Source organism: Pseudomonas sp. microsymbiont 2, from assembly GCF_054788395.1.
In genome coordinates this window covers 4,785,739-4,798,118 of sequence record NZ_CM139112.1, presented here as the reverse complement: position 1 = coordinate 4,798,118, position 12,380 = coordinate 4,785,739, and the positions used below count along the sequence as shown (strand labels likewise).

Sequence of the window (12,380 nt, the reverse complement as noted above, 5' to 3'; positions counted from 1 at the left end):
GGAGAGCCGCATGGTTCCCGTAATCGCCCTGGTGGGCCGGCCGAACGTCGGTAAATCCACCATGTTCAACCGCCTGACCAAGACCCGCGACGCTATCGTCGGCGACCTGTCGGGCCTGACCCGTGATCGCCAGTACGGCGATGCCAGCTGGCAGGGTCGTTCCTACATCCTGATCGACACCGGTGGTATCACCGGTGACGAAGTGGGCATGGACGAGAAGATGGCCGAGCAGTCGCTGATGGCCATCGAAGAAGCCGACTACGTACTGTTCCTGGTCGATGCCCGTGCCGGCATGACCGCCGCCGACCAGATGATCGCCGATCACCTGCGCAAGCGGAACAAAGAGGCGATCCTGGTCGCCAACAAGATCGACAACATCGACCCCGATATCGCCCGCGCCGAGTTCTCGCCGCTGGGCATGGGCAACGCCATCCCGGTGGCGGGCTCCCAGGGCCGCGGTATCAATGCCCTGATGGAGTCGCTGCTCGGCCACATTCCCCGTGACCCCGAGGAAGAAGCCCTCGACGAGGATGTCGCCGAAGGCGAGGAAGCCACGCGCATCCCTGGCCCAAGCGAGAAAGATGGCATCAAGATCGCCATCATCGGCCGCCCCAACGTCGGCAAGTCGACCTTGGTCAACCGCATGCTCGGTGAAGAGCGCGTGGTGGTGTACGACCAGCCGGGCACCACCCGCGACAGTATCTACATCCCGTTCGAACGCGATGGCGAGAAGTACACCTTCATCGACACTGCCGGCGTGCGCAAGCGCGGCAAGATCCACGAGGAAGTCGAGAAGTTCTCGGTGGTGAAGACGCTGCAGGCGATCAAGGACGCCAACGTGGTGATCTTCGTCATGGACGCCCGCGAAGGCGTGGTCGACCACGACCTCAACCTGCTGGGCTTCGCCCTGGACGCCGGTCGCGCCGTGGTCATCGCCCTGAACAAGTGGGACGGCATGGAGTCGGGCGAGCGCGACTACGTGAAGACCGAGCTGGAGCGCCGGCTGTTCTTCGTCGACTTCGCCGACATCCACTTCATCTCGGCGCTGCACGGCACCGGCGTGGGCCACCTGTACAAGTCGGTGCAGGCCGCGTTCAAGTCGGCGGTCACCCGCTGGCCGACCAGCCGCCTGACGCAGATTCTCGAAGACGCCATCAGCGTGCACCAGCCACCGCTGGTCAACGGTCGCCGGATCAAGCTGCGCTATGCCCACCTCGGTGGTGCCAACCCGCCGCTGATCGTGATCCACGGCAACCAGACCGACAAGATCCCCAACTCTTACTCGCGCTACCTGGAGAACACCTACCGCCGGGTGCTCAAGCTGGTCGGCACGCCGATCCGCATCGAGTACAAGGGCGGTGACAACCCGTTCGAGGGCAAGAAGAACACCCTCACCGACCGCCAGGTCAACAAGAAGCGCCGCCTGATGTCGCACCACAAGAAGGCCGAGAAGAAGCGTCGCGACAAGCGCTAGTATCCGCTTGGCGTGCGCCTGTTCAGGCCATGCGAAACCCCTGTAGGAGCGGCTTTGCGTCGCGAAAGGGCTGCAAAGCAGCCCCGGCTATCTTGCAGTCCTGCTGAACCCTGGGGCTGCTGCGCAGCCCTTTCGCGACACAAGGCCGCTCCTACACGGACACGCGTAAACCCTGATCTCTCTCTACGCGTTGACCCACCGCAATCCCCCTATTGTTTCAACCTTTTTCCTGACTGCTTGATCCGCTATGCTCGGACCCAATCCCGTGCCGGACAAACCCCAGGAAAGAGGGCTCCATGATCCGCAGCAAACTGCCGAACGTCGGCACGACCATCTTCACCACCATGTCGCAACTGGCCATGCAGACCGGTGCGCTCAACCTCTCTCAGGGCTTCCCGGACTTCAACGGCCCCCAGGCCTTGCTCGATGCCGTCGGTCGCCATGTGGCCGCCGGGCACAACCAGTATTCGCCCATGACCGGCCTGCCGGCGCTGCGCCAGCAGGTGGCGGCGAAGATTGCACGGTTGTACGGCGCGAACGTCGATGCCGACCAGGAAGTGACCATCACCCCTGGTGCCACCGAGGCGATCTTCTGCGCCATCCAGGCGGTCATCCATGCCGGCGACGAGGTGATTGTCTTTGACCCTAGCTACGACAGCTACGAGCCGTCCGTGGAACTGGCCGGCGGGCGCTGCGTGCATGTGCCGCTGGCCGACGGCAGTTTCAGCATCGATTGGCAGAAGTTCAGTGATGCTCTAAGCCCGCGCACGCGCATGGTCATCCTCAACTCGCCGCACAACCCCAGCGGCGCGCTGATCAGCCGCGACGATCTGGACCAACTGGCCAGGCTGATCGGTGATAGGGATATCTATCTGGTCAGCGACGAAGTCTACGAACACCTGATCTACGACGGCGTGCGCCACGCCAGCGTGCTGGCTCACCCGCAACTCTACGCACGGGCGTTCGTCGTCAGCTCGTTCGGCAAGACCTATCACGTCACTGGCTGGAAGACCGGCTACGTGGTCGCCCCGCCGGCGCTCAGCGCGGAACTGCGCAAGGTGCACCAGTACGTCAACTTCTGCGGTGTGACGCCGCTGCAGTGCGCGCTCGCCGATTTCATGGCCGAGCATCCCGAGCATGTCGACCAGCTGCCGGGCTTCTACCAGGCCAAGCGCGACCTGTTCTGCGACCTGCTGCAGGCTTCGCGTTTCACCTTCACCCGCACGCCGGGCACCTATTTCCAACTGGTGGACTATTCGCAGATCCGGCCCGACCTGAACGATGTCGACATGGCCCTGTGGCTGACCCGTGAGCATGGCGTGGCCAGCATCCCGGTGTCGGTGTTCTACCAGCAACCCATCCCCGAGCAACGCCTGGTGCGCCTGTGCTTTGCCAAACGCGAGGAGACGCTGCGCCAGGCAGCGGAGAAACTATGCGCGATCTGAGTCAACTGCCGAACCTGAAAATCGCCCTGGTGCAGACCACCCTGGCCTGGCACGACCGCGAGGCCAACTACGCGCACTTCGAGGAGCTGATCGGCCAGGCCGGCGAGGTGGACCTGGTGATCCTGCCGGAGATGTTCACCACCGGTTTCTCGATGGAGTCCGAGCGCCTGGCCGAGCCGGAAAACGGCCCGACCTACAAATGGCTCAAGGCCCAGGCGAAGAAGGCCAATGCGGTGATCACCGGCAGCGTGATCATCCAGGCCGCCGACGGCAGCCACCGCAACCGCCTGCTGTGGGCGCGGCCCGACGGCGAGATCCTGCACTACGACAAGCGCCACCTGTTCCGCATGGCCGGCGAGCACAAGCACTACACCCCCGGCGAGCGCCAGGTGCAGTTCGAGCTCAAGGGCTGGCGCATTCGCCCGTTGATCTGCTACGACCTGCGCTTTCCGGTATGGAGCCGCGATGCCCAGGACACCGACCTTTTGCTGTACACCGCCAACTGGCCGGCGGCGCGGCGCCTGCACTGGAACCGGCTGCTGCCGGCGCGAGGCATCGAGAACCTGTGCTTCGTGGCGGCGGTGAACCGGGTGGGCACCGATGGCAAGGGCTTCGCCTATTCCGGCGACAGCCAGGTGCTGGATTTCCAGGGCGAGAGCCTGCTGAGCGCCGGGGAGGCCGACGGGGTGTTCACCGTGGTGCTGCGGGCGGCGGAGCTGGCGGCGTATCGGGCGCGGTTCCCGGCGAACCTGGATGCCGATACCTTCGAATTGCACTGATCATCGGTGTCGCCTTCTTCGCGGGTAAACCCGCTCCCACAGGGTTTCGCGGATCCTGTGGGAGCGGGTTTACCCGCGAAGAAGGCCACGCTGTTGCGTGATCAGTAGACGTCTCGCCGGTACCGCCCATCCTCGATCAGTTGCTGCACTGCTGATTCACCCAGGATCCCCTGCAGTGCCGCATCCACCCCCGCGGCCATGCCTTGCAGGCTACCGCAGACATACACGCAGGCGCCGTCATCGACCCAGCGCTTGAGCTCGGCGGCCTGCTGCAACAGCACGTCCTGCACATAGATCTTCTCCGCCTGGTCCCGCGAGAAAGCCAGGTCCAGCCTTTGCAGATCGCCGCTTTGCACCCAGCCTTGCAGCTCCTCGCCGCACAGCAGGTCGCAGGCCCGGTTGCGCTCGCCGAATAGCAGCCAGTTACGTTGCTCGCCCCCGGCAATACGGGCTTTGAGCAGGCTGCGCAGGCCGGCCAGGCCGGTGCCATTGCCGATCAGTACCATGGGCGCCGACTCGGCGGGCAGGTGGAAACCGCTGTTGCGACGCAGGCGTGCGCTGACGCTGCCTCCGTGCGGCAGGTACTCGGTCAGCCAGCCGGAGCCCAGGCCCAAGCTGCCATCGGCATGGCGCTCCTGGCGTACGATCAGTTCCAGCACGCCATCGCTGGCGATCGAGGCGATCGAGTATTCGCGGGCGCTCAGCGGGATCAGGGCATCGACCAGTGCTTGGGCGTGCAGGCCGATCAGGTGTTCGCGGCTGCTGGGCAGTTGGCGGCTGGCCAGGGCCTGCGCCAGGGTTTCCGGCAGGCCGTCGAGCTGTACCGGGCTGTGTGGATCGAGGCCCAGGCCCGCCAGAAGGGCATCGACACGGGGTTGGCCGTTACGCGGCAGGATCTCGATCAGGTCGCCGGCTTCCCAGGTCGCGGGCGTTTCCGCCTGCAGGCCCAGCAGATACACAGGCGCACCCTGGCTGCCTGGGTTGATCACTTCGCGGCGTGACAGGCGCCAGTTGCCGAAGCTTGGCGGCTGCCAGGCGGCGACCGGACGGGCGCCGGTCAATTGCGCGAGCTCCTGCTGCCACAGCTGCAAGGCGACGGGATCGGCATTGTCCACCTCGACCGGGCTGAAGGCGCTGGTGGCACCGCGCTCGGCGAGCCAGGCTTGCAAGCGTCGGGCGAAGCCGCAGAAATGCGGATACTGGCGGTCGCCCAGGGCGAGCAGGGCATAGTCCAGGTGTTGCAGCGCCCAGGGCTGGCCGAGCACCTTGCGCTCGAAGCCGCGGGCGCTGTCCGGGGCCTCGCCGTCGCCGAAGGTACTGACCACGAACAACGCGCGATTGGCCTGGCGCAGTTCGGATTCGCCCAGTTCGGCCAGCGGGCGCACCTGCACGGGCAAGCCGGCGGCCTGCAACTGTCCGGCGCTTTGCCAGGCCAGTTGTTCGGCAAAGCCGCTCTGGCTGGCGAAGCCGATCAGCCAGCTGTCGCCGTCGTTGGTGGCGGCCACCGCGCCACGGGCGGCGCGGACCTGGCGCTGCTTGCGCCGGCGGTCGAGGTACAGCAGCCAGCCGGTGATGAAGAACAGCGGCATGGTCAGGCTGGCGAGGGTGACGATGATGCGTCCCGGCAGGCCGAAGTAGCTGCCCACGTGCAGGGCATAGACGCTCTGCAGCAACTGGGCCTTGAACGACTTGTCGGTGTAGCGCTCGTGACGCTTGACCTGGCCGGTGGCCGGGTCGAGGGTGAGGGTGTTCAGGGCGCGCTCGTGATCGGCGCCCTGCAGCAGGTAGAACAAGGTCGCCGGTTGCCCGCCGACCGGCGGCAGGCGCAGGTTGTAGGTGGACAGGCCGGGGCCTGCGGTGGCCTTGAGATTGGTCCAGATGGCATCGTAATCGACAACAAGAGGCGGGGCGTTCTTGTCCACCTTGGGCGGGCCATGGCGACCGCCGCGGCCTTCGCCACGCTTCTGCTCGCCGGCTGCGGGCTGGTCGGCCAGCAGGCGATTGAGGCCTTCGCGGTACCACTCGTAGGACCAGAACAGCCCGGTCAGGGCGAACAGCAGGTAGAACAGCAGGCACCAGGTGCCGAACACCGCGTGCAGGTCCCAGTTGAAGGCACGGCCTGTCTTCGCCCAGTCCAGGGTCAGCCAGGTCCGCCAGTTCAGTGCCTTGCGCGGCCAGCGCAGGTACAGGCCGGACAGGCAGAAGAAGATCAGCATCAGGGTGCAGGCGCCGGTGATTTGCCGGCCGGTGTCGCCCATGGCCAGGAACCGGTGCAGGTTGAGCATGAGGTTGAAGAAGCCGAGGCCGGCGACATCGCCCTTGAGTTCGCCCGTGTACGGGTCGGCGTAGCGCAGCGCGCCACGTCGCTCGCCGGGGGCGGGGGTGAAGAAGATCCGTGCGGCGTTGCCCTCACGGGTATCGACCCAGAGCATCGAGACCTTGTCGCCTTGCGCGGCCTCGACCCGGCGCACCAGCTCGGCCGGCGGCAGCACGCCCTGCTGGCGTACCTCGACCTTGAGCACTTCGGCGTTGAACGCGCGCAGCAGCTCTTCCTGGAACGACCAGATCGCGCCGGTAACGCCCATCAGCGCCAGCACCAGGCCGGCGGTGATGCCAAAGAACCAGTGCAATTGGAACAGCGTCTTCTTCACCACATCGATCACCTTGTATTGCCGCCAGGAACTGCGCGGCGTGCATTATGCCTTGGTACGCAAACGCCCCGTTCACGGGAATGAACGGGGCGGGGTGTCCTGGGCCGGCCTCTTCGCGGGCAAGCCCGCTCCCACAGGTACAGCACTGACCTTCAGTGCGGTGGCGAACCTGTGGGAGCGGGTTTAGCCGCGAAGAGGCCAGTGCAGGCGCCGCTTACATCAGAAGTGCACGCTGGTGGTCAGCAACGCCGTGCGTCCCGCCGCCTGGTTGGCGAAATGGGTGGAGTACGCCTTGTCGTAGTAGACCTCGTTGGTGAGGTTCTGCACGTTCAGCTGCAGGTCGATGTTCTTGGTCAGCTTGTAGGCGGCCATCGCGTCGTAGCGGACATAGCTGTCGACCATCGTGGTGTTGGCCACGCTGCCGTAGACGTCATCGACATAGAAGGCGCCGCCACCGACGGTCAGCTTCGGCGTCAGCTGGTAGGTGGTCCACAGGCTGGCGCTGTTGTTCGGCGTGTTGGGCAACTGGTTGCCATCGTTCGCCTTGCCCAGCGTGCCACCGTCGATCTGGCGCGCCTGCATGTAGGTGTAGCCGGCGAATACCTGCCACTTGTCGGTCAGCTTGCCGCTGGCCGACAGCTCGATGCCTTGCACGCGGGTTTCACCGACGTTCTCGTAGGTGTTGGTGTTGACCTGGACCCGGGCGTTTTCCTTCTCGGTGCGGAACAGCGCCGCGGCCAGGGACAGGCGCTGGTCGAGCAGGTCCCACTTGGTGCCGATCTCGTAGTTGGTGGTTTCCTCCGGCTCCATGTCACTGTTCAGCAGGTTGCCGGAGCGATCGGTGGTATTGCCCAGCGGGTTGCCTTCGGTACCTTCGCCGAGCATGGCGCCGGGAGGCGTGGCAGAGGTGGCGTAGGACGCATAGATGCTGCCGTTGTCGGTCGGCTTCCACACCAGGCCCAGCTGGCCGGTGATGAACTCGCTGGTGTCCTTGCCCTTGGCCGTTACGCCCTTGCTGCTTACCGCAGTGCTGCCGTCGGCGTTGTAGCCACGGTACTGGGTGTCGAAGTGGTCGTAGCGCAGGCCCATGTTCAGCAGCCACTGGGGCGTCAGCTCCAGGGTGTCGAACACATAGAGCGCGCGGGTCTTGCTGCTGGTCTTGGTGCCGGCGTAGTTGCGCGCGACGGTGCCGACCCAGTCATCGTCCGGGTTCGGGCTGTCCAGCGAGGTGCAGCTACCGCCACTGCCTGGCCCTGTGCAGGTGAGCTTGCTGTTGGGGGAAACGGTGTAGCTCTGGCGGTCGGACTCTTCCTTGGTGAACTCGACGCCAGTGGAGAAGCTGTTCTTCAGTCCGCCCAGGTAGAACTCGCCGAACAGGTCGGTCTGGTTGGTGGTGGTGGCGGTGTTGCCCACACGGGTGTTGGCGCGACGCCAGACGCCGTTGTTGTTGACGTTGCCGGCGCTGTCGTCGGGCTGGGTCAGCACGTAGTCCTGCATGCTGTTGCCGTGGCGCAGGGTGTTCTTGATGGTCAGCGTGTCGGACAGGTCGTGCTCGATGGCGAAGGTCGCGATATCGACACGGGTCTTGCGGAAGTCGCGCCCGGTCAGGCCGTAGAAGTTGTCGCTGTCGCCACCGTCGACCGGCTTGTCCGGGTGGGCCGAGGTCCGTGCGTTGCTGCCTGCCCGTGGCACGCTGTAGGGGATGCCGGAGTCTGGCAGGTCATCGCTTTCCAGGTGGTAGTAGTCGAGGTTGACGCGGGTCGGCGTGCCCAGGCCGAAGGCCAGCGAGGGGGCGATGCCCCAGCGGTCGTAGTTGACCTTGTCGCGGCCGGCGACGTTGCTCTCGTGGGTCATCAGGTTGAGGCGGCCGGCGACGCTGTCGCTGAACTGGTAGTTGCCGTCGAAGGTGTAGCGCTGGGTCTGGTCGCTGCCCCAGGTCCAGGCGCCGTCCAGCGAGTTGCCCAGGTGCGCGCGCTTGCTCACCAGGTTGATGGTGCCGCCCGCCGCGCCGCGGCCACCGATGGCCGAGTTCGGCCCCTTGGCCACCTCGATCGACTCGACGGCGAAGATCTCGCGGGTCTGCGCGCCGGTATCGCGCACGCCGTCCAGATAGGTATCGCCCTGGGCGTCGAAGCCGCGAATGAACGGGCGGTCGCCTTGCGGGTTGCCGCCTTCGCCGGCACCGAAGGTGATGCCGGGTACGGTACGCAGGGCATCCTGCAGGGACATCGCGTTGGTGTCCTTGATGACTTGCTGCGGGATCACGGTGATCGATCGTGGGGTGTCCACCAGTGGCGCGGTGTATTTCGGCGACGAGGCTTTGTCGACCTTGTACTCGGTGCTCGCCTGCTCGGCCTTGCCGTTGACGCTGGTGGCGTCGAGGGTGATGGCGCTGTTGGCGGCAGGATCGGCGGCGTAGGCGGAAGTGGCGGTGATCGCCATGCCGATGGCGGAGGCGAGCAGACGCGGTGAACTCACAGCAGATGGCACGTGACGCATGGTTATGGACCTTCCCCAAGGTGTGAAGGCCGCGGAGCATAATGTAAGTGATTGTAACGAACAATTGAGAAGCGTTACCATTCGCTAAAAATTTACATTCTTTACAATTTTTCCTTACGGATTTTCCGGACTCATGCGTCTCGCCCCCTTCATGGGGGCTTGTGGTGAGTAAAAGGGAATCAATATCATTGTCGCCCAACTCCGCACCAGGTGCCGCCGTCATGCTGCTTCATATCCCCGGTCTGTTCGACGCCGATGAAATCTCGCGCATCCGCCAGGCCCTGGAGCAGGCCGACTGGGCTGACGGCAAGATCACGGCCGGGTATCAGTCGGCCAAGGCCAAGCACAACCTGCAACTGCCCGAGGGCCATGTGCTGGCCAAGGAGATCGGCAACGCGCTGATCGAGCGGCTGTGGCGCAACCCGCTGTTCATGTCGGCGGCCCTGCCGCACAAGGTGTTTCCACCGCTGGTCAACTGTTACCGCGAAGGGGGCAATTTCGATTTCCACATCGACAATGCCCTGCGCCAGCCCAAGGGCAGCCCGGAACGCATACGCACCGACCTGTCCTCGACCCTGTTCCTGAGCGAGCCGGACAGCTACGACGGCGGCGAGCTGGTGATCCAGGACACCTTTGGCGAGCGGCAGGTGAAGCTGGCGGCCGGTGATATGGTGCTGTACCCAGGCACCAGCCTGCACAAGGTCAACCCGGTGACCCGGGGCGCGCGTTATGCGGCGTTCTTCTGGACCCAGAGCCTGGTGCGCGAGGACAGCCAGCGTACCTTGCTGTTCGAGATGGACAACGCCATCCGCCAGCTGACCGCCGATGTGCCGGAGCATCCGTCGCTGCTGCAGCTGACCGGCACCTACCACAACTTGTTGCGCCGCTGGGCCGAGGTCTGAGCCATGGTCTATCAGGTACGTCGCGAGGATGATGTGGACGTCGCCGGGCTGCGAGCGATGCTCGAGCACAGTCCGGGCCAGGCCGCGCAGGCGATCCTGGCGGCGGCGGGACAAGGGGTGGTCGAAGCGCAGTTGCTGCTCGGGCAGATCCTGCTCGATGGGCGCGGTATTGAAGAGGATGCTGGCGTGGCCCGCCGCTGGTTCGCCATCGCCGCCCAGGGTGGCAGCGCCATGGCGCACAACATGCTCGGTCGTTGCCTGGAGCACGGCTGGGGAGGCGAGATGGATCTCGCGCAGGCGGCCATTCACTATGCCCGTGCGGCCGACGCCGGCCTGGACTGGGGGATGTACAACCTGGCCAACCTGCTGGCCACCGGGCGCGGGGTGCCGGCCGACCAGGCCCAGGCGTTGATGTGCTACGAGAAAGCCGCGCAACTGGGGCATGCCAAGTCGATGAACCTGTACGGGCGTTACCTGGAGCAGGGTATTGCTACTGTGCCGAGTCCTGCTCGGGCCGTGCGCTGGTATCGGCGTTCGGCCGAGGCAGGGGATTTTCGCGGGATGTTCAGCCTGGCGTTGGTGCTGGTCGAGCGCGGGGAAGTCGGGGAGGCCGGGCCTTGGCTGGAGCGGGCCAGGGTCGAGGGCAACCTTAACTTCCTGCGCAGTGCGCTGGTGACGTTGCAGGGGGCGGGGCCGGTGCTGATGGCCCATGCGGCGCGCTATGCCGAGGAGATCGAACTAAGGCCGGCGCCACCCCTGTAGGAGCGGCCTTGTGTCGCGAAAGGGCCGCATCGCGGCCCCAGGTTTTCAGCGTTGACGCATCAATCGCCGGGGCCGCTGCGCGGCCCTTTCGCGACACAAGGCCGCTCCTACAGGGGGCGAGGTGGTGTGCTAGCCAGCAAATGAAAACGGGGCCTTGCGGCCCCGTTGTGCATTACAGGTAGTAGGCTTTCAACGGCGGGAAACCGTTGAATTCCACCGCGCTGTAGCTGGTGGTGTAGGCCCCGGTGGACAGCCAGTACAGACGGTCACCGATCGCCAGGTTCAGCGGCAGGCCGTACTTGTAGTGTTCGTACATGATGTCGGCGCTGTCGCAGGTCGGGCCGGCGATCACCACTTCCTCGGTCTCGCCTTTCTTCTCGGTCCAGATCGGGAACTTGATCGACTCGTCCATGGTTTCGATCAGGCCGGAGAATTTGCCCACGTCGGTGTAGATCCAGCGCTCGACCGCGGTGCGCGACTTGCGTGCCACCAGCACCACTTCACTGACCAGGATGCCGGCGTTGGCGATCAGCGAACGGCCGGGTTCGAGGATGATTTCCGGCAGGTCGTCGCCGAAGTCTTCCTTGAGGAAGCGGATGATCTCTTCGGCGTAGGTTTCCAGGCTGTTGGTGCGGGTGATGTAGTTGGCCGGGAAGCCGCCGCCCATGTTGATCAGCTTCAGTTCGATGCCGTCTTCTTCCTTCAGGCGCTCGAAGATCACCTTGACCTTGGCGATGGCGGCGTCCCACACGCTGATGTCGCGCTGTTGCGAGCCGACGTGGAAGGAAATGCCGTAGGGCACCAGGCCCAGGTCGCGGGCGAGGATCAACAGGTCCATGGCCATGTCGGTCTGGCAGCCGAACTTGCGCGACAGCGGCCAGTCAGCGGTGGTGGAGCCTTCGGTGAGGATGCGCACGTAGACTTTCGAGCCCGGCGCGGCCTTGGCGATGTTGCGCAGGTCGGCTTCGGAGTCGGTGGCGTACAGACGCACGCCTTTCTCGTAGAAGTAGCGGATGTCCTTGGACTTCTTGATGGTGTTGCCGTAGCTGATGCGGTCGGCGCCGACGCCACGGCCCATGACCTTGTCCAACTCGTAGATCGAGGCGATGTCGAAGCTCGAGCCTTTTTCCTTGAGCAGGTCGATGATCTCGACCGCCGGGTTGGCCTTGACCGCGTAGTAGACCTTGGCGAATTCGAATCCGGCGCGCAGGTCGTCGTAGGCCTGGCTGATCATCTGGGTATCGATGAGTACGAACGGGGTTTCCTGCTTGTCGGCGAACGCCTTCATTTTCTGGAAGGTGTCGCGTGCGAAATAGTCTTCGACCTGGATCGACATGCTCAAGGGCTCCATGGGCAAACTGAAAAGATAAGTGGCTGCAAACTGAACGCCCTCCGTATCCCCACTTTGGTTCGCCTACTTCCCAAGGCATGTCGCCGAAAGCAAAAAGGTCAACCGTGCCGGTGAAGCGGCGGCGGGTGACCTTGCTGTCTCGTCGTCAGTACTTGAGCCGGATGGATCGTTTCCAGCATGGACGTTCGGCGCGCACTTTAGGACGTGAAAACCGCAAGATCAACAGGCAGGTCCGGGGTGTTCGTCGTGTATCGACGCCCCACCGTCGCAATAACCGACCGATGTGTGGCGTGGATGTTCCGGAAAAGGCCACAAGCGTTAAAAATTGTGGAATAGGTGGCGATCTGGTCGCGAACGGCTGATAGCTGGGTTCTTTGCATGTTGGCTGGGTTTCGCCGCGAAAGAGCCGAAGAATCGGCAGAAGACCGTTTGTCGGGGCTGTGTGGCTAACGGGGTTTTTCCGGAGGGTGTTCATATTTATGGCCACGGCACGACGCCCGTCATTTTTTTCGAAATC

8 protein-coding genes are annotated in these 12,380 nt (G+C 64.5%); 5 read left to right on the top strand and 3 right to left on the bottom strand.

Going from position 1 to position 12,380, the window contains the following annotated elements; genetic code table 11:
- The first annotated feature begins 10 nt into the window (after positions 1-10).
- The 3 genes from der to ACYUME_RS21630 all read left to right on the top strand — a co-directional run bounded on the left by der (position 11) and on the right by ACYUME_RS21630 (position 3,698).
- Positions 11-1,474: a ribosome biogenesis GTPase Der gene (gene der / locus ACYUME_RS21640; RefSeq protein WP_203650724.1), complete on the top strand. Its 1,464-nt coding sequence runs from the start codon at positions 11-13 to the stop codon at positions 1,472-1,474.
- Between the two features lie 296 nt (positions 1,475-1,770).
- The gene (locus ACYUME_RS21635) at positions 1,771-2,919 is read left to right on the top strand and encodes a pyridoxal phosphate-dependent aminotransferase (protein WP_460416797.1); all 1,149 of its coding nucleotides are present in this window, start codon (positions 1,771-1,773) and stop codon (positions 2,917-2,919) included.
- The gene (locus tag ACYUME_RS21630; protein ID WP_279880556.1) at positions 2,907-3,698 is read left to right on the top strand and encodes an amidohydrolase; all 792 of its coding nucleotides are present in this window, start codon (positions 2,907-2,909) and stop codon (positions 3,696-3,698) included. Before ACYUME_RS21635 ends, ACYUME_RS21630 begins: the two co-directional genes overlap by 13 nt.
- 101 nt (positions 3,699-3,799) lie before the next feature.
- On the opposite strand, the gene ACYUME_RS21625 is transcribed toward ACYUME_RS21630, so the two are convergent.
- Both ACYUME_RS21625 and ACYUME_RS21620 read right to left on the bottom strand, forming a co-directional pair.
- Entirely contained in the window at positions 3,800-6,352 is a 2,553-nt protein-coding gene (locus ACYUME_RS21625; RefSeq protein WP_460419419.1) for a PepSY domain-containing protein, read from the bottom strand.
- A gap of 216 nt (positions 6,353-6,568) precedes the next feature.
- The gene (locus ACYUME_RS21620; protein ID WP_460416795.1) at positions 6,569-8,848 is read right to left on the bottom strand and encodes a TonB-dependent receptor; all 2,280 of its coding nucleotides are present in this window, start codon (positions 8,846-8,848) and stop codon (positions 6,569-6,571) included.
- A 221-nt stretch (positions 8,849-9,069) separates the two neighbouring features.
- Here ACYUME_RS21620 and ACYUME_RS21615 point away from each other — a divergent pair, with 221 nt between their 5' ends.
- A complete protein-coding gene (locus tag ACYUME_RS21615) occupies positions 9,070-9,750 on the top strand; it encodes a Fe2+-dependent dioxygenase (RefSeq protein ID WP_460416793.1) in 681 nt (226 codons plus the stop codon).
- A gap of 3 nt (positions 9,751-9,753) precedes the next feature.
- Positions 9,754-10,512, top strand: coding sequence for a tetratricopeptide repeat protein (locus ACYUME_RS21610; protein ID WP_279911478.1), 759 nt, complete (start codon positions 9,754-9,756; stop codon positions 10,510-10,512).
- Positions 10,513-10,684: 172 nt separating this feature from the next.
- Here ACYUME_RS21610 and ACYUME_RS21605 read toward each other — a convergent pair whose 3' ends face one another.
- The gene (locus ACYUME_RS21605) at positions 10,685-11,848 is read right to left on the bottom strand and encodes a type III PLP-dependent enzyme (protein ID WP_279885278.1); all 1,164 of its coding nucleotides are present in this window, start codon (positions 11,846-11,848) and stop codon (positions 10,685-10,687) included.
- Between the last annotated feature and the right edge of the window lie 532 nt (positions 11,849-12,380).